This window comes from Pseudomonas sp. SIMBA_041 (assembly GCF_046535095.1).
In the GTDB taxonomy this organism is placed as follows: Bacteria; Pseudomonadota; Gammaproteobacteria; order Pseudomonadales; family Pseudomonadaceae; genus Aquipseudomonas; species Aquipseudomonas mucoides.
Genome location: NZ_JAWRXJ010000004.1, coordinates 211,379 through 229,996 on the forward strand (window position 1 = coordinate 211,379; position 18,618 = coordinate 229,996).

Consider the following 18,618-nt stretch of genomic DNA (forward strand, 5'->3'; position numbering starts at 1 on the left):
CTTTGGACAGGCAATAAATGAAAAACCGGGCGCATACCCTGTGGGAGTGAGCCTGCTCGCGAAGAGGGTGTGTCAGGCACCACAAATGCTGGGCTGACACACCCTCTTTCGCGAGCAGGCTCGCTCCTGCACGGGACGGCGCTTTGGGTCGGGAGCCTAGCAGACGGTCGGTCTCAGCGACAGCTTGCGCGATTGGCAATGTCTGGTAGAATCCGCGGCCTAATTACGTGCGGTATTCAACAATAGTGTTGAGTGGCGGCACGCTAGCCCGAGGAAGACACCATGAAAGCCGATATCCATCCAACATACGAAGTCACCGCAGTTACCTGCAGCTGTGGCAACAAGTTCGAAACCCGTTCGAACCTGGCCAAGCCTCTGGCGATCGACGTATGCAACGAGTGCCACCCGTTCTACACCGGTAAGCAGAAGACTCTGGATACTGGCGGTCGTGTACAGCGCTTCGCAGACCGTTTTGGCGCTTTCGGCAAGAAAGCTCCAGCTGCTGCAGAGTAAGGTTGAAGGGCCCGATGGGCTTTTCCTTGCTGTTGAAAAAGGCGTCCCTCGCGGGCGCCTTTTTTGTGTCCGCGATTTGGCTGTCCGGCGCCCACGCCTTTTGTCCGACGCCGAGCGCACTGGAGTCGGTCATGGTGCAGCGAGTGGTGGATGGCGACACCTTGCGCCTCGACGATGGCCGCAGTGTGCGCATGATCGGTCTGAACACCCCGGAGCTGGGCAAAAAGGGGCGTTCCGACGAGCCGTTCGCCGTGGCCGCGCGCAAACGCCTGGAAGCGTTGGTGGCCGCCAGCGATGGACGGGTCGGCTTGTTGCCCGGCAAGGAGAGCAAGGACCATTACGGTCGCACTCTGGCTCATGTCTATAGCGCCGATGGCGCCAATCTCGAAGCGCAGATGCTCGCAGAAGGGCTCGGTTTCCAAGTGGCAGTCGTGCCGAATGTCGATTTGGTCGGCTGCCAGCAAGCCGCCGAACGCAGTGCCCGTCAGGCCGGCCTTGGCCTGTGGCGGCAATCACCTGTACTGAAAGCAGAGCAGATCAACGCTTCCGGTTTCGCCGTGCTCAGTGGGCGTGTGAGCAAGGTTCAGCGCAATCGCGGTGGGATTTGGATCGAGTTGCAGGATTCAGTTGTATTGCGTGTTGCACCCAATTTACTCGGGCAGTTCGATGTCCCGGCGCTGGAAAACCTGGAAGGCAAGCAGATCGAGGCGCGTGGCTGGGTAGTGGATCGTTCCCGTCGCGGCGGGTTGAAATCCGGACAGGCGCGCTGGCTTCTGCCGCTCACCGATCCGTCGATGCTGCAAATCGCGCGCTAAGAAAAAATTGTAGACATTTTTGCTGTCGATTGTGAACAGTCCATCCCTTGTGTTCCGCGGCTCTTGGCCCAAAGTCGTAGGGCAGGGCGCTTGACAGGGGTGACCGGTCAGTCTTGTGGGGATTTTGCGAGGCGCGTATCCTCGCTGACCAGTCTGTCCAACAGTAAAAGCGGAATGCCCCCATGTCTGATTTGAAAACTGCCGCTCTCGAATATCATGCCCATCCTCGTCCAGGTAAGCTGAGCGTCGAGCTCACCAAGGCCACCGCTACTGCCCGCGACCTGTCGCTGGCCTACAGCCCCGGCGTAGCCGAACCAGTACGCGAAATCGCCCGCGATCCTGAGCTGGCCTACAAATACACCGGCAAAGGCAACCTGGTTGCAGTCATTTCCGATGGCACCGCGATTCTCGGCCTGGGTAACCTCGGCCCATTGGCTTCCAAGCCTGTGATGGAAGGTAAAGGCGTGCTGTTCAAGCGCTTCGCCGGCATCGACGTTTTCGACATCGAAGTCGACTCCGAAAGCCCGCAAGCCTTCATCGACACCGTCAAGCGCATCTCCATCACCTTCGGTGGCATCAACCTGGAAGACATCAAGGCACCGGAGTGTTTTGAAATCGAACGCGCTCTGATCGAGCAGTGTGACATTCCAGTGTTCCATGATGACCAGCACGGCACCGCGATCGTTACCGCGGCCGGCATGATCAACGCCCTGGAAATCGCCGGCAAAACCCTCGCTGACGCCAAGATCGTCTGCCTGGGCGCCGGTGCGGCGGCCATCTCCTGCATGAAATTGCTGGTGAGCATGGGCGCCAACATCGAAAACATCTTCATGGTTGACCGTACCGGCGTGATCCACTCCGGCCGTGACGACCTGAACCAGTACAAGGCTGTCTTCGCTCACGCGACCGACAAGCGCACCCTGGCAGACGCCCTGCAAGGCGCAGACGTGTTCGTTGGCCTGTCCGGTCCGAACTTGCTGAGCGCTGAAGGCCTGAAATCCATGGCGGCCAACCCGATCGTGTTCGCGTGCTCCAACCCGGACCCGGAAATCTCCCCGGAACTGGCTCACGCCACCCGTGACGACGTGATCATGGCCACCGGCCGTTCGGACTACCCGAACCAGGTCAACAACGTGCTGGGCTTCCCGTTCATCTTCCGTGGTGCCCTGGACGTTCGCGCCAAGCGCATCAACGAAGAAATGAAAGTGGCTGCGGCCAACGCCCTGCGTGAACTGGCCAAGCTGCCGGTTCCTCAGGAAGTGTGCGACGCCTACGGCGGTATCAAACTGGAATTCGGCCGTGAGTACATCATTCCGAAACCAATGGATGCCCGCCTGATCACCCTGATCTCCGATGCGGTGGCCAAGGCTGCCATCGAGACCGGCGTAGCGACCCTGCCGTATCCGAAGAACTACCCGCTGAAAAGCGTGGATGACGTGTTCAACGGATAAAAGCAGCCGCCCATAAAAAACCCAGCCAAGTGCTGGGTTTTTTTATGGGCTTGAAGCGGCAAGCTACAAGCTGCAAGTTAAAAGCGATGCGGCTCTTGCTTCAGCGTGTGGCTTGCAGCTTGAAACCTGTAGCTGCCTCTCTAGAACAAATCGATCGGTGCCGCTTCATCCGCTGGCAGCGGGCTGCCCGGCGCTGTGCCGTTGCCCAGCTCATTCACCGACGGTGGCGTGTCTTCGGCCTTGAACAGTTCAAAGTACGCGCCTGGCGTGCCCGGGCTGGCGGCACGACCGCTGACCGGGTCGACCCGCAGGCTCAGGATGCCTTCCGGCTCTGGCTGCGTATGCGGCGGCTTGTCTTTGAGGGCGGCGCCCATGTAGCTCATCCAGATCGGCAGCGCGACGGTGCCGCCGAACTCCTTGCGGCCGAGGCTTTCAGGCTGGTCGAAACCGGTCCAGACCGTCGTCACGTAGTCGGCGTTATAGCCGGAGAACCACGCGTCCTTGGATTCGTTGGTCGTACCGGTCTTGCCCGCAATGTCGCCACGTCCCAAGGCCAGTGCGCGACGGCCGGTGCCGAGCTTGATCACGTCCTCCAGCATGCTGTTGAGGATGTAGGTCGTGCGGCCATCGACGATGCGTTCGGCAACGGCCGGCGTTTGCGGCGCGGTGCCCGGAGCGGCTGGCGCCTCACCCGGTGTCGCGTTGACTGTAAAGGTCTGCGCGGCCGGGGCAGCAATGCCGCTGGACGCTGCGTCGCCCTGAGGAACGCTCGGCGGGTTGGCGACGAACAGCGTGTCGCCGTTGCGACTTTCGATCTTGTCGATGATGTACGGGGTGATCTTGAAGCCGCCGTTGGCGAAGGTGCTCCAGCCCGTGGCGATCTCCATCGGGGTCAGGGTCGCGGTGCCCAGTGCCAGGGACAGGTTGGGCGGCAGGTCCTGCTTGTTGAAACCGAAGCGGGTGATGTAGTCGATTGTCCTGCCGACGCCCATCGCTTGCAGCAAGCGGATCGACACCAGGTTACGCGACTTGTACAGCGCCTCGCGCAGACGGATCGGACCGAGGAAGGTGTTGGTGTCGTTCTTCGGGCGCCAGACCTTGTCCAGGTATTCGTCGACAAACACGATCGGCGCGTCGTTCACCAGGCTGGAGGCGGTGTAGCCGTTGTCCAGCGCCGCACTGTAGACGAACGGTTTGAAGCTCGAGCCTGGCTGGCGCTTGGCCTGCAAGGCGCGGTTGTAGTTGCTCTGCTCGAACGCAAAACCGCCGACCAGCGAACGAATGGCGCCGTTCTGCGGATCAAGGGATACCAGTGCGCCCTGCGCCTGCGGAATCTGGCTGAATTTCAGCGAGTTGTCCGGCTGACGCTGCACGCGAATCAGATCGCCGACTTGAGCCACATCCGAAGGCTGCTTCGGATTGGCACCCATGCTGTTGGTGTTCAGGAACGGACGCGCCCACTTCATGCTATCCCAGCCGACGTGTTCGTCACCGGTGCGGGTCATCACTTGCAGGCCGTTTTTGTCGACCTGAGTCACGATGGCGGGTTCAAGGCTGCTGATGGTGCGTTGCTTGGTCAGCTCGGTAGCCCAGGCCTCGCGCGTCTTGCCCGGCAGGCGCGACTCGGGGCCGCGATAACCATGGCGCTGGTCATATGTCATCAAGCCTTCGTGAACCGCGGTGTTGGCCATTTCCTGCAGATTGCTCGGCACAGTCGTGGTCACGCGGAACCCTTCGGTATAGGCGTCGCTGCCATAACGCCCGACCATCTCGGCCCGGGCCATTTCGGCGATGTACGGTGCATTCACTTCCGGCGTCGGCACGTGATAGCTGGCGTTCAGCGGTTCGTTTATCGCCGTGGTGTAGTCGGCTTCGGTGATTTTCCCGAGCTTGTACATGCGCCCCAGAATCCAGTCGCGGCGCTCTTTGCTGCGGGCCGGGTTGGCCAGCGGGTTGAAGCGCGACGGGGCTTTTGGCAGGCCGGCGATCATCGCCATCTGGGCGAGGCTGACGTCACGAATCGATTTGCCGTAGTAAACCTGCGCGGCGGCTTCGATGCCGTAGGCGCGGTTGCCCAGGTAGATCTTGTTGACGTACAGCTCAAGGATCTCGTCCTTGGTCAGCTGTCGTTCGATCTGCAGGGCCAGGAGAATTTCGGTGGTTTTGCGCGAGAAGCTGCGTTCACTGGTCAGGAAGAAGTTTTTCGCGACCTGCATGGTGATGGTGCTGCCGCCGGACTGAATGTGTCCGCTCTTGACCAATTGGGTCGCCGCACGCATCAGGCTGCTGGGGTCGACGCCGTAGTGGTTGGCGAAATTGTCGTCTTCAGCACTTAGTAACGCATTAATGAAATTGGGGGGAATGTCGGCGAAACGGATTGGAGTACGGCGCATTTCGCCAAACTCTGCGATCAACTTGTTATCGCTGCTGTAGACCCGCAAAGGAATCTGCAACTGGATGCTTCTCAGCGCCTCCACGGACGGTAATCCGGGACTAAGGTAAAGAAAGGCGCCACTCAGACCCAGAAGCAGTCCGCAGAAAACGGCGACGATGGACCAACCGAAAAATTTCAGCAGACGAATCAAGGCTTTTGGACATCCAGGGCAAAGAATGAATGAGGCATCAGGGTTCGGATAAACAGGGAACGACCCGCGCTTGAAGTAAAAACCGGAAAAAAAACGCTGGGCATTATAAGCATTTTTCCGCAGGGAGCGTCATGGGCGCTTCTGTCAAGACGGGAGGTAATGAACGCAACGGATATTACAGAGTCCGTAAGACACGGATAGTCATAGGGAATGGGTAGTGCTAGGACTCTTCAATAAAAAAGCCAACTCGCTGTTGGGGATCGACATCAGTTCCACGTCGGTAAAGCTTCTGGAACTGAGTCGTCAGGGTGACCGTTATCGGGTCGAGGCGTACGCGGTAGAGCCGTTGCCGGCCAATGCGGTAGTCGAAAAAAACATCGCTGAGCTCGAGGGTGTCGGGCAGGCGCTCTCTCGTGTGTTGCTCAAGGCCAGAACCAGCCTCAAGAGCGTGGCGGTGGCAGTGGCCGGTTCGGCGGTGATCACCAAGACCATCGAGATGGACGGTGGTCTTTCCGACGACGAGATGGAAAACCAGCTCAAGATCGAGGCCGATCAGTACATTCCCTACCCTTTGGATGAAGTCGCCATCGACTTCGAAGTCCAGGGCGTGTCCGCGCGTAACCCGGAGCGGGTCAATGTGTTGCTGGCCGCCTGTCGCAAGGAAAATGTCGAAGTCCGAGAGGCGGCTCTGGCCTTGGCCGGCCTGACTGCGCGCGTGGTCGATGTCGAGGCTTACGCGCTGGAGCGTTCCTTCGGCTTGCTCTCGACACAACTGGCCGCCACCCAGGAGCGCCTGACGGTTGCGGTGGTGGACATTGGCGCGACCATGACCACCCTCAGCGTGCTGCACAACGGCAAGATCATTTATACCCGCGAGCAATTGTTCGGGGGGCGGCAGCTGACCGAGGAAATTCAGCGCCGGTATGGCCTGACGGTCGAGCAGGCCGGGCTGGCGAAGAAGCAGGGCGGATTGCCAGACGACTACGTCAACGAAGTCTTGCAACCGTTTCGCGAGGCGCTGGTACAGCAGGTTTCGCGCTCGTTGCAGTTCTTCTTTGCCTCTGGCCAGTACAACGCGGTCGATCACATTCTGCTGGCCGGTGGCACGGCGTCGGTGTCGGGGCTGGACCGGTTGATCGAACAGCGCCTGGATACGCCGACTCAGGTGGCCAACCCGTTCGCCAACATGGCCTTGAGCAGCAAGGTCAACGCCGGCGCGCTGGCTAGCGATGCGCCAGCCTTGATGATCGCGTGCGGGCTCGCCCTCAGGAGTTTCGACTGATGGCGCGGATCAATCTTTTACCTTGGCGCGAAGAGCTGCGGGAAGAACGCCGCAAACGCTTTTTGCTGACGTTGGTCGGCGTGCTGCTGTGTTCCGTGGGGGGCGTACTGGTCGCGGACCAGTTCATCAGTGGAGCCATTGATCGGCAGGCTGCCCGTAACGCCTACATCGGCAAGCAGATCGCAGTGGTCGACGAGCGGATCGCACAGATCAGTGATCTGAAAGCCCGACGCCAGCAACTGGTCGAGCGCATGCGCATTATCCAGGACCTGCAAGGCAACCGGCCGATCAGCGGCCGGATCTTCGATCAATTGGCGCGCACGCTGCCGGACGGTGTGTATTTCACTGAAGTGAAAATGGTCGGCAAAACCCTGTCCATCACCGGCGCGGCGGAGTCGAACAATCGCGTGTCGGACCTGATGCGCAACCTGGATGCGTCCGACTGGTTCGATGCCCCCAGTCTTACCGAGGTCAAGGCGACGACCGCCGGTCAGCTGGATCAGGCCAATGTCTTTCAGCTGACCGTTCGTCAGACCCAGCCCGCTGCCGTGGAGGAGGATAAATGAGTCCGTCTCAATGGCTGGAAGGGTTGCGCAATGTTGATCTCAACGATCTGGACACCAGCAACATGGGTTCCTGGCCGCCAGCGATCAAGGCCGTGGTGGCTGTTTTGCTCATGCTGTTGGTGTTGGCGCTGGGGTACACCTTTTACCTCAGTGATCTCGAAGACCAGCTCAACCTGAAGCGCGAGGAAGAGTCGACCCTCAAGGAACAGTTCGCGACCAAGGCCCACATGGCGGCAAATCTGGAGCTGTACACCCAGCAAATGAAGGAGATGGAAACGTCCTTTGGCATGCTGCTGCGGCAATTGCCCAGCGACACCGAGGTTCCCGGCCTGCTGGAGGACATCACCCGCACGGGGCTGGGCAGCGGACTGGAGTTTGAAGAGATCAAACTGCTGCCGGAAGTCACCCAGCCGTTCTACATCGAACTGCCGATCCAGATCACGGTGACTGGTGCCTATCACGACCTGGCGACCTTCGTCAGTGGCGTGGCCGGGCTGCCCCGGATCGTGACACTGCATGATTTCGACATCGCGCCGGCCAGCCCTGAAGGTGGTCCGAAGTTGCGCATGAGCATCCTTGCCAAGACCTATCGCTACAACGGGGCGCAGAAATGAGTCCGCTTCGTTGTGTATCGATGGTGGTGTTGTTCGCCAGCCTGGCCGCGTGTGGCAGCGATAACGACCTCGGCGACCTGGATGCCTACATGAACGAAGTGCGCCTGCGGGCTCCGGGCAAAATTGAACCAACGCCGACGTTTCGGTCTTACCCAACGTTCACCTACAACGCCGCCAACCTGCGCAGCCCGTTTTCCCGGCAGGTCAGAGTGGACCTGGCAGGCCAGAAACGCGGCTCGCGCAACGTCAAACCCGACCCCAATCGGATCAAGCAGTACCTCGAAGGATTCAACATCGAGCAGTTTGAAATGGTCGGCACGATCTCCAATGCCTCTGGCTCCTTTGCACTGTTGCGCGGGGCGGGCGGGGTGCATCGGCTGAAAGTCGGTGATTACCTGGGGCGTAACGATGGGCGGATCGTCGCCATCAGCGGCTCACAAGTTGATGTGGTCGAAATCGTTCCCGATGGCGAGGGTGCCTGGCTGGAGCGACCACGGACCCTTCCTTTGAAAGAGCACTCATAGTGGAACTCGAATAATGAACAGGACTTTCTCAACCCTCGGCATTTCGCTATGGATAGCGTTGGTGTCTCCGATGGTGCTGGCGAGCAACCTCAAAGCGCTGGATGTTGCCGCGCTGCCGGGTGATCGCGTCGAGTTGAAGTTGTCTTTCGATGGGCCGCCACCGGTGCCCGACGGTTACACGACCGAACAGCCGGCGCGGATTGCACTGGACCTGCCCGGCGTGGTCAGTCAGCTGAAGAACAAGACGCGCGACCTCGGTGGCGGCAATGCCCGCAGTGCCACGGTGGTCGAGGCCAACGACCGCACGCGATTGATCATTAACCTGACGCAGTTGACGCCGTATAACGCGAGGGTCGAAGGCAACAACCTGTTGGTGGTGGTCGGGCAGGGGGCCAACAGCAAGGCGTCGAAACCGGCGGCTCGCGCCGCGGTAGCAACACCGGCGCCGGCTAAAACCTACGCCCCTTCGAGCAAGGCCATTCGCGGCGTCGACTTCCAGCGGGGTACCCAGGGTGAAGGCAATGTGGTCATCGACCTGTCGGATCCGTCCATCGCACCAGACATCCAGGAACACGAAGGCAAGATCATCCTCGGTTTTGCCAGGACCCAATTGCCCGAAAAGTTGCGTGTGCGCCTCGACGTCAAGGATTTCGCCACTCCGGTGCAATTCGTCAACGCCGTCGCCACTGGCGACCGTGCCACGATCACCATCGAGCCTGGCGGCGCGTTCGACTATTCGACCTATCAGACCGACAACAAGCTGACCGTCAGCATCCGGCCGATGACGGTCGACGATCTGCAAAAGCGCAACGCAGAGCGCTTCGCCTACACCGGCGAAAAACTCTCGCTGAATTTCCAGGACATCGACGTGCGCTCGGTGCTGCAACTGATCGCCGATTTTACCAACCTCAATCTGGTGGCCAGCGACACCGTGCAGGGCGGCATCACGTTGCGGTTGCAAAACGTGCCATGGGATCAGGCACTGGACCTGGTGCTGAAAACCAAGGGCCTGGACAAGCGCAAGATCGGTAACGTGCTGTTAGTGGCGCCGGCCGATGAAATCGCCGCTCGGGAACGCCAGGAACTGGAATCGCAGAAGCAGATCTCCGAACTGGCGCCGCTGCGTCGCGAGCTGTTGCAGGTCAACTACGCCAAGGCGGCGGACATTGCCAAGTTGTTCACTTCAGTGACCAGTGCCGAGGCGAAAGCCGACGAGCGGGGGTCGATCACCGTTGATGAGCGCACCAACAACATCATTGCTTACCAGCCCCAGGACCGTCTCGATGAGCTTCGCCGCATCGTCACGCAACTGGACATCCCGGTTCGCCAGGTGATGATCGAAGCGCGAATCGTCGAAGCCAACGTCGATTACGACAAAAGCCTCGGCGTGCGCTGGGGTGGTTCGGTGCGGAACAAGGGCAACTGGAATACGTCCGGGGCCAGCGATGGGAGGACCATCGGCACACCGGAAAGTACCAGTACCAACTCGTCGTTTGTCGACATGGGCGCAGCAGGCAGCACCTCGGGCATCGGCATCGCCTTCATCACCGACAACGTGTTGCTGGACCTGGAACTGACGGCGATGGAGAAAACCGGCAACGGCGAAATCGTCTCGCAGCCCAAGGTGGTCACGTCCGACAAGGAAACCGCAAAAATCCTCAAGGGCACGGAGATTCCCTACCAGGAAGCCAGCTCCAGTGGCGCGACTTCGGTGTCTTTCAAGGAAGCCTCGCTGTCGCTGGAAGTGACACCACAGATCACCCCGGACAACCGGATTATCATGGAGGTCAAGGTCACCAAGGATGAGCCGGACTACCTGAACAAGGTGCAGGATGTACCGCCGATCAAGAAAAACGAGGTCAACGCCAAGGTCCTGGTCAACGATGGCGAGACCATCGTGATTGGCGGGGTTTTCTCAAATACTCAAAGCAAGGTTGTAGATAAGGTGCCATTTCTCGGCGATGTGCCGTATCTTGGCCGCCTTTTCCGGCGTGACGTGGTTTCGGAGAAAAAATCCGAGCTGCTGGTATTTCTCACTCCGCGTATCATGAACAACCAGGCGATTGCTGTGAGTCATTGATTCTGTGCGAAATTTGATTCTTGTTGGACCGATGGGCGCTGGTAAAAGCACCATCGGCCGGTTGCTGGCCAAAGAGCTGCGCCTGCCGTTCAAAGATTCCGATAAGGAAATTGAATTGCGCACGGGCGCCAATATCCCGTGGATTTTCGATAAAGAAGGCGAACCGGGCTTTCGTGACCGCGAGCAGGCGATGATTGCCGAGCTGTGCGGCTGCGATGGCGTGGTATTGGCAACCGGTGGGGGCGCAGTCATGCGCGAAGCCAATCGTCGGGCGCTGCATGCCGGTGGTCGGGTGGTCTACTTGCATGCTTCTGTCGAACAGCAAGTCGGCCGAACTGCCCGTGACCGCAATCGCCCCCTGTTGCGTACCGCTGATCCGGCCAAGACTCTGCGGGATCTGCTGGCAATCCGCGATCCGCTGTATCGGGAAATCGCCGACCTGGTGGTTGAAACCGATGAGCGGCCGCCGCGAATGGTGGTGCTCGACATCCTCGAACGCTTGCAGCAGCTACCGCCCCGTTAATGCGCAGCGCGAAATGCGCTATCCTCGGCGTCCTGCCATGACCGCTCCAGGTTATGGCAGATGGCTACCGAACGGCGTCACACCAACGGGTGCCGTGGACATTCGATAACTCAAGGCAGGACGCCTGATTCATCTTCACTGTGGGGACACATGCAGACACTCAAGGTCGATCTAGGCGAGCGCAGCTACCCGATTCACATTGGCGAAGGTTTGTTGGATCAGCCTGAGCTGCTGGCCCCGCATATTCGCGGACGGCAAGTAGCGATCATCTCCAACGAGACCGTTGCACCGCTCTACCTCGAACGTCTGACCCGCAGCCTGGCGCAGTACTCGGTGATTTCCGTTGTCCTGCCTGACGGCGAAGCCTTCAAGACCTGGGAAACCCTGCAACTGATTTTCGACGGCCTGCTGACCGCACGGCACGACCGCCGCACCACCGTGATCGCCCTCGGTGGCGGCGTGATGGGTGACATGGCCGGGTTTGCTGCCGCCTGTTACCAGCGTGGCGTTGATTTCATTCAAGTGCCGACCACGTTGCTGTCGCAAGTCGACTCTTCGGTGGGCGGCAAGACCGGTATCAACCATCCGCTGGGCAAGAACATGGTCGGCGCGTTCTATCAGCCCAACGTGGTGCTGATCGATACCGCGACCCTCAATACCCTGCCGGCCCGCGAACTGTCCGCTGGCCTGGCTGAAGTCATCAAGTACGGACTGATCTGCGATGAGCCGTTCCTGACCTGGCTCGAAGAAAACGTTGATCGCCTGCGTGCCCTGGATCAGGTCGCCCTGACCTATGCCATCGAACGCTCCTGCGCCGCCAAGGCTGCAGTGGTCGGCGCCGACGAAAAAGAGACCGGTGTTCGCGCCACATTGAACCTCGGTCATACGTTTGGCCACGCCATCGAAACCCACATGGGCTATGGTGTCTGGCTTCACGGTGAAGCCGTCGCTGCTGGCACCGTGATGGCTTTGGAGATGTCGGCGCGACTGGGCTGGATCAGTGAGCAAGAACGTGATCGCGGTATTCGCCTGTTCCAGCGTGCCGGCCTGCCGGTCATCCCGCCAGAAGAGATGACCGAAGCCGATTTCCTTGAACACATGGCAATTGACAAGAAAGTGATCGACGGTCGTTTGCGCCTGGTGCTGCTGCGCCACATGGGCGAAGCGGTGGTGACCGACGATTATCCGAAAGAGATTTTACAGGCCACGCTGGGAGCGGATTACCGCGCCCTGGCTCAGCTGAAAGGTTAATAAGATCCCGATGACTAGTTTGCATGCCGACGAGGCTTTCCTCGGCCATTACCAGTTAAGTCATGACCCTTTTGCTCCACGGGTACCTGGCTTCAAATTTTTCCCGGCCCAGCGCAAACCGGTGCTGGGGCAACTGCATCACCTGGCGCGTTATAGCCAGCTGCTGCTGGTGGTCACGGGCCCGCAAGGCAGTGGCAAGACCCTGTTGCGCCAGGCTCTGGTAGCCAGCACCAACAAGCAGTCGGTGCAGAGCGTGGTGGTTTCCGCTCGCGGGGCGGGCGATTCGGCCGGCATCTTGCGCCAGGTCGCTCAATCGCTGAACGTCGAACAGGCCGAGATCGGCGCGATTCTGGCGCAAGTGGTGCAACTGGCGTTGACCGGTCAGGAAGTCTATTTGCTGGTGGATGACGCCGAGCAGCTCGACGAGTCCGCGCTGGAAGCCCTCATGGCTCTGGCGGCCGGCGCACCGGAAGGTCGCCCGCACGTGTTCCTGTTTGGCGAGTCGTCGCTGATCGCTCAGCTTGAGGCGCTGAGCCTTGAGGAAGAGCGCTTCCACGTGATCGAGCTGCAGCCTTACACCGAAGAAGAAACCCGCGAATATCTGGATCAGCGCCTCGAAGGTGCCGGTCGGGGTATCGAACTTTTCACCGCGGATCAGATCTCTGATATTCACGAAAGCTCCGACGGTTGGCCTGGCAACATCAACCAGGTCGCCCGCGATGCAATGATCGAAGCCATGATTGCCAGCCGCTCAGCGGTGAAGCGTCCAAGTATGGGGTTTAACATGCCGAAGAAACACGTATTGGCGATTTCCGCCGTTGTCGTGGTCGCGGTAGCCGCCGCCTGGTTGATGCCGGGTCGCAGCAAAGCACCGACCACCGGCGCACCTGCCAACGAACAGGCACAACTGCCGCTCGGACAGGGTTCGCCACAGCCTAACGGCGGTGCACCTTCCGTCGAATTCGCCGGTAACTCGCAGCCGATGCCATTGCCGCTGGTCGGCAACTCGCAACCGGTCATGCGCGGTCCGTTGGCTGAAGCGGCCGGTGGCATCACCGAGGGCGACGATGGCGTGCCGGTCGAGGGTTCCAGCGCGACACCGCCAACCGTGACCACTGTCGCGCCGCCAGCGGGCATTCAGCCGGGTCCTGCGCCGACGCCAGCCGCTAAACCGGTTCCAGCACCGACTCAGGTCGCCACCGCCAAGCCAGCCCCGACTGCGCCGGCCGTGAAGCCGGCTCCCGCGCCAGCCAAGCCAGCCGCTGTGGCTGCCGCCAAGCCTGCCGAGAAGCCAGCCCCTGCCGCCAAGGCCGCGGGTGGCACTTGGTACGCCGGTCAGCCGACCAGCAACTACGTGGTGCAGATTCTCGGCACCAGCTCCGAAACGACTGCACAAAACTTCGTGAAAGAGCAGGGCGGCGAGTACCGTTATTTCAAGAAAGTCCTCAACGGCAAGCCGCTTTACGTCATCACCTACGGTAACTTCGCCAGCCGCGATGCAGCCGTTACCGCCATCAAGGCCTTGCCAGCGAAGGTTCAGGCTGGTAAACCTTGGCCTCGCACTGTCGCCAGCGTCCAACAGGAACTGGCTACAACTCGCTGAAGATTCGGCGGCCTTACCCAGGCCGCCTCTCCCGGCACCTCAAAATTTCTACAAGTGCATGCCGCCTCTACAGGCCGCGTGCCTTGTGGTGTCTGCGTCACAGTAGTCTTTGAGTCGTGCGGTCAAAATTAAAAAAGTTTTGACTAGCACAGCAGATCGCTTTAAACCTTTCACAAATGCGACATAGATTTGCGACAGTTCGTCGTCAAATTTGTGAGCGTAAGTGTCGGTGTGTACAATGACCTCCCTTTTGCTCCCGCAAAGCTGACGAACGTTCGGCGTGGATGGCAAGTGGTTGAATTGAAAAGAAATTTGCCTCGACAAGAGGCAGCCTGGTGAGAAAGTGTCTATGAAAGCAGGTCTGTACCAACCAGATGAATTCAAGGATAACTGCGGTTTCGGCCTGATAGCCCATATGCAGGGCGAGCCCAGTCATACCCTTTTGCAAACGGCCATTGAGGCCCTGACCTGCATGACCCACCGCGGTGGGATTAATGCCGACGGCAAGACCGGTGACGGTTGCGGTCTGCTGATTCAAAAGCCGGACGTGTTCCTGCGTGCCATCGCCCAGGAAACCTTCGGCGTCACACTGCCCAAGCAATATGCTGTGGGCATGGTCTTCTTCAACCAGGACCCGGTAAAAGCCGAAGCCGCTCGCGAGAACATGAACCGCGAGATCCTGGCGGCCGGCCTGACCCTCGTCGGCTGGCGCAAAGTGCCGATCGACACCAGCGTCCTCGGCCGCCTGGCCCTTGAGCGCTTGCCACAGATCGAACAAGTGTTCATCGGCGGTGAAGGCCTGAGCGATCAGGACATGGCCGTCAAGCTGTTCACGTCCCGTCGTCGCTCGTCCGTGGCCAATGCCGCCGATACCGACCACTACGTCTGCAGCTTTTCGCACAAGACCATCATTTATAAAGGCCTGATGATGCCGGCGGACTTGACCGCCTTCTATCCAGACCTGAGCGATGAGCGCCTGCAAACGTCGATTTGCGTGTTCCACCAGCGCTTCTCCACCAACACCCTGCCGAAATGGCCGCTGGCTCAACCGTTCCGCTTCCTGGCGCACAACGGCGAGATCAACACCATCACCGGCAACCGCAACTGGGCCGTGGCCCGTCGCACCAAGTTCACCAACGATCTGATGGACCTGGAAGAGCTCGGCCCGCTGGTCAACCGCGTCGGTTCCGACTCCTCCAGCATGGACAACATGCTGGAGCTTATGGTCACCGGTGGCATCGACCTGTTCCGTGGCGTGCGGATGATCATTCCGCCTGCGTGGCAGAACGTCGAAACCATGGACCCGGATCTGCGTGCGTTCTACGAATACAACTCGATGCACATGGAACCGTGGGACGGCCCGGCCGGCGTGGTCATGACCGACGGTCGCTACGCGGTGTGCCTGCTCGACCGTAACGGTCTGCGTCCGGCGCGTTGGGTCACCACCAAGAACGGTTTCATCACCTTGGCTTCGGAAATCGGTGTCTGGAACTACCAGCCTGAAGACGTGATCGCCAAGGGCCGCGTGGGTCCGGGCCAGATCTTTGCCGTGGACACCGAAACCGGTCAGATCCTCGACACCGATGCAATCGACAACCGCCTGAAGTCCCGTCACCCGTACAAGCAATGGCTGCGCAAGAATGCCCTGCGCATTCAGGCGACCATGGAAGACAACGACCATGGTTCGGCGTTCTACGACGTCGATCAGCTCAAGCAATACATGAAGATGTACCAGGTCACTTTCGAAGAACGTGATCAGGTGCTGCGTCCGCTCGGCGAGCAAGGCTACGAAGCCGTGGGCTCGATGGGCGACGATACGCCGATGGCCGTGCTGTCCCAGCGCGTGCGCACGCCGTACGACTATTTCCGCCAGCAGTTCGCGCAGGTCACCAACCCGCCGATCGACCCGCTGCGTGAAGCCATCGTCATGTCGCTGGAGATCTGCCTCGGTGCCGAGCGCAACATTTTCCAGGAATCGCCGGAGCACGCCTCGCGCGTGATCCTCAGCTCGCCGGTCATTTCCCCGGCCAAGTGGCGTTCGCTGATGAACCTCGATCGTCCGGGCTTCGAGCGCGCGATCATCGACCTCAACTACGACGAAAGCGTCGGCCTCGAAGCGGCGATCCGCAACGTTGCCGATCAGGCTGAAGAAGCCGTGCGCGCCGGTCGTACCCAGGTGGTGTTGAGTGACCGGCACATTGCCCCGGGCAAGTTGCCGATCCATGCTTCGCTCGCCACTGGCGCGGTGCACCATCGCCTGACCGAAAAAGGCCTGCGTTGCGACTCCAACATCCTCGTGGAAACCGCGACCGCTCGCGACCCGCATCACTTCGCCGTGCTGATCGGTTTCGGCGCCTCCGCCGTTTATCCGTTCCTGGCGTACGAAGTGCTGGGCGACCTGATCCGTACCGGTGAAGTGCTGGGCGACCTCTATGAGGTGTTCAAGAACTACCGCAAAGGCATCACCAAAGGCCTGCTGAAGATCCTGTCGAAGATGGGTATTTCGACCATCACGTCGTATCGCGGCGCGCAGTTGTTCGAAGCCATCGGTCTGTCCGAAGAAGTTTGCGAGCTGAGCTTCCGTGGTGTGCCGAGCCGCATCAAGGGTGCGCGTTTCGTCGACATCGAAGCCGAGCAGAAAGCGCTCGCCGCCGAAGCCTGGAGCCCGCGCAAGCCGATCCAGCAAGGCGGCCTGCTGAAGTTCGTCCACGGTGGCGAATATCACGCCTACAACCCGGACGTGGTCAACACCCTGCAAGCGGCTGTGCAGCAGGGCGACTACAGCAAGTTCAAGGAATACACTGCGCTGGTGGACAACCGTCCGGTGTCGATGATCCGCGACATGTTCAAGGTCAAAACCCTCGACACGCCGCTGGACATCAGCGAAATCGAACCGCTGGAATCGGTGCTCAAGCGCTTCGATTCCGCCGGTATCTCGTTGGGCGCCCTGTCGCCGGAAGCCCATGAAGCCCTGGCCGAAGCCATGAACCGTCTCGGTGCGCGTTCCAACTCCGGCGAAGGCGGCGAAGACCCGGCGCGTTACGGCACCATCAAGAGCTCGAAAATCAAGCAGGTTGCGACTGGCCGCTTTGGTGTGACCCCGGAATACCTGGTCAACGCTGAAGTACTGCAGATCAAAGTCGCTCAGGGCGCTAAGCCCGGCGAAGGTGGTCAGTTGCCGGGTGGCAAGGTCAACGGTCTGATCGCCAAGCTGCGTTACGCAGTGCCGGGCGTGACCCTGATTTCGCCGCCGCCGCACCACGACATCTATTCGATCGAAGACTTGTCGCAGCTGATTTTCGACCTGAAACAAGTCAACCCGAAGGCGCTGGTCTCGGTGAAGCTGGTAGCAGAAGCGGGCGTCGGCACCATCGCGGCCGGTGTGGCCAAGGCCTACGCGGACTTGATCACCATCTCCGGCTACGACGGCGGCACCGGCGCATCGCCGCTGACTTCGATCAAATACGCGGGTGCTCCGTGGGAACTCGGCCTGGCTGAAACCCACCAGACCCTGCGCGGCAACGACTTGCGCGGCAAAGTGCGGGTACAAACCGACGGCGGCTTGAAAACCGGCCTCGACGTGATCAAGGCTGCGATCCTCGGCGCTGAAAGCTTTGGCTTCGGCACCGCGCCAATGATCGCACTGGGCTGCAAATACCTGCGTATCTGCCACCTGAACAACTGCGCCACCGGCGTCGCGACTCAGAACGAGAAGCTGCGCAAGGATCACTACATCGGCACCGTCGACATGGTGGTGAATTTCTTCACCTACGTCGCCGAAGAAACCCGTGAGTGGCTGGCCAAGCTGGGCGTGCGCTCCCTCGAAGAGCTGATCGGTCGTACCGATCTGCTGGAAGTCCTCGAAGGCCAGACCGCTAAGCAGCAACACCTGGACCTGACGCCGTTGCTGGGCAGCGATCACATCCCGGCAGACAAGCCTCAATTCTGCCAGGTGGACCGCAACCCGCCGTTCGACAAAGGCCTGCTGGCCGAGAAAATGGTCGACATGGCCACCTCGGCCATCAACGACATGAGCGGCGCCGATTTCGCCCTGGATATCTGCAACTGCGACCGTTCGATCGGCGCACGGATCTCCGGTGAAATCGCGCGCAAGCACGGCAACCAAGGCATGGCGAACGCGCCGATCACCTTCCGTTTCAAAGGGACGGCCGGTCAGAGCTTCGGTGTGTGGAACGCCGGCGGCCTGAACATGTACCTGGAAGGCGACGCCAACGACTACGTCGGCAAAGGCATGACCGGCGGCAAACTGGTCATCGTTCCGCCGAAGGGCAGCGTCTACAAGACTCAGGACAGTGCCATCATCGGCAACACCTGCCTGTACGGCGCCACTGGGGGCAAGTTGTTCGCCGCCGGCACCGCAGGCGAGCGTTTTGCCGTGCGTAACTCCGGCGCCCACACGGTTGTGGAAGGCACTGGCGATCACTGCTGCGAGTACATGACCGGTGGTTTCGTCTGCGTCTTGGGCAAGACCGGTTACAACTTCGGCTCAGGCATGACCGGCGGTTTCGCCTACGTGCTCGACCAGGACAACACCTTTGTTGACCGGGTCAACCACGAACTGGTGGAAATCCAGCGGATCAGCGGTGAGGCGATGGAAGCCTATCGCAGCCACTTGCAACGCGTGCTGAACGAATACGTCGAGGAAACCGACAGCGAATGGGGTCGTAACCTCGCTGAAAACCTCGACGACTACCTGCGTCGTTTCTGGCTGGTCAAGCCCAAGGCTGCCAACCTGAAATCGTTGCTTTCCAGCACCCGTGCCAACCCGCAGTGATATGCGCCTGAAGAGT

Annotated in this window: 13 protein-coding genes; 12 read left to right on the forward strand and 1 reads right to left on the reverse strand. The window is 60.2% G+C overall.

The window, feature by feature from the left end:
• Positions 1 to 282: 282 nt before the first annotated feature.
• From rpmE to SB725_RS11170, 3 genes are all read left to right on the forward strand, one after another.
• Positions 283 to 513: a 50S ribosomal protein L31 gene (gene rpmE / locus SB725_RS11160; protein ID WP_059181778.1), complete on the forward strand. Its 231-nt coding sequence runs from the start codon at positions 283 to 285 to the stop codon at positions 511 to 513.
• A gap of 14 nt (positions 514 to 527) precedes the next feature.
• Positions 528 to 1,328, forward strand: a complete 801-nt coding sequence (locus SB725_RS11165) for a thermonuclease family protein (protein ID WP_410921764.1) — start codon at positions 528 to 530, stop codon at positions 1,326 to 1,328.
• 182 nt (positions 1,329 to 1,510) lie between these two features.
• The gene (locus SB725_RS11170) at positions 1,511 to 2,779 is read left to right on the forward strand and encodes a malic enzyme-like NAD(P)-binding protein (RefSeq protein WP_027922102.1); all 1,269 of its coding nucleotides are present in this window, start codon (positions 1,511 to 1,513) and stop codon (positions 2,777 to 2,779) included.
• Positions 2,780 to 2,919: 140 nt separating this feature from the next.
• Here SB725_RS11170 and SB725_RS11175 read toward each other — a convergent pair whose 3' ends face one another.
• Positions 2,920 to 5,361, reverse strand: a complete 2,442-nt coding sequence (locus tag SB725_RS11175) for a penicillin-binding protein 1A (protein ID WP_371258937.1) — start codon at positions 5,359 to 5,361, stop codon at positions 2,920 to 2,922.
• Between the two features lie 220 nt (positions 5,362 to 5,581).
• Here SB725_RS11175 and SB725_RS11180 point away from each other — a divergent pair, with 220 nt between their 5' ends.
• The 9 genes from SB725_RS11180 to gltB all read left to right on the forward strand — a co-directional run bounded on the left by SB725_RS11180 (position 5,582) and on the right by gltB (position 18,602).
• Positions 5,582 to 6,646, forward strand: a complete 1,065-nt coding sequence (locus SB725_RS11180) for a pilus assembly protein PilM (protein WP_027922100.1) — start codon at positions 5,582 to 5,584, stop codon at positions 6,644 to 6,646.
• On the forward strand, positions 6,646 to 7,212 hold the full coding sequence (locus SB725_RS11185) for a PilN domain-containing protein (RefSeq protein ID WP_027922099.1): 567 nt from the start codon (positions 6,646 to 6,648) through the stop codon (positions 7,210 to 7,212). The genes SB725_RS11180 and SB725_RS11185 overlap by 1 nt, the downstream gene beginning before the upstream one ends.
• Positions 7,209 to 7,826, forward strand: a complete 618-nt coding sequence (pilO, locus tag SB725_RS11190; protein WP_059181774.1) for a type 4a pilus biogenesis protein PilO — start codon at positions 7,209 to 7,211, stop codon at positions 7,824 to 7,826. The genes SB725_RS11185 and pilO overlap by 4 nt, the downstream gene beginning before the upstream one ends.
• Positions 7,823 to 8,350 (forward strand): pilus assembly protein PilP, encoded by a 528-nt coding sequence (locus SB725_RS11195; RefSeq protein WP_027922097.1) that lies wholly within the window; start codon positions 7,823 to 7,825, stop codon positions 8,348 to 8,350. Before pilO ends, SB725_RS11195 begins: the two co-directional genes overlap by 4 nt.
• A 13-nt stretch (positions 8,351 to 8,363) precedes the next feature.
• Complete coding sequence (gene pilQ, locus SB725_RS11200; RefSeq protein ID WP_027922096.1) at positions 8,364 to 10,430, forward strand: type IV pilus secretin PilQ; 2,067 nt, start codon at positions 8,364 to 8,366, stop codon at positions 10,428 to 10,430.
• A gap of 4 nt (positions 10,431 to 10,434) precedes the next feature.
• Positions 10,435 to 10,953 carry a shikimate kinase AroK gene (gene aroK, locus SB725_RS11205; protein WP_027922095.1) on the forward strand — a complete coding sequence of 173 codons (519 nt, stop codon included), beginning with the start codon at positions 10,435 to 10,437 and terminating at the stop codon, positions 10,951 to 10,953.
• A gap of 150 nt (positions 10,954 to 11,103) precedes the next feature.
• Positions 11,104 to 12,204 carry a 3-dehydroquinate synthase gene (gene aroB, locus SB725_RS11210; RefSeq protein ID WP_027922094.1) on the forward strand — a complete coding sequence of 367 codons (1,101 nt, stop codon included), beginning with the start codon at positions 11,104 to 11,106 and terminating at the stop codon, positions 12,202 to 12,204.
• A 10-nt stretch (positions 12,205 to 12,214) separates the two neighbouring features.
• Entirely contained in the window at positions 12,215 to 13,807 is a 1,593-nt protein-coding gene (locus SB725_RS11215) for an SPOR domain-containing protein (protein ID WP_027922093.1), read from the forward strand.
• 349 nt (positions 13,808 to 14,156) lie between these two features.
• Entirely contained in the window at positions 14,157 to 18,602 is a 4,446-nt protein-coding gene (gene gltB / locus SB725_RS11220) for a glutamate synthase large subunit (RefSeq protein ID WP_059181771.1), read from the forward strand.
• The last annotated feature ends 16 nt before the right edge of the window (positions 18,603 to 18,618 follow it).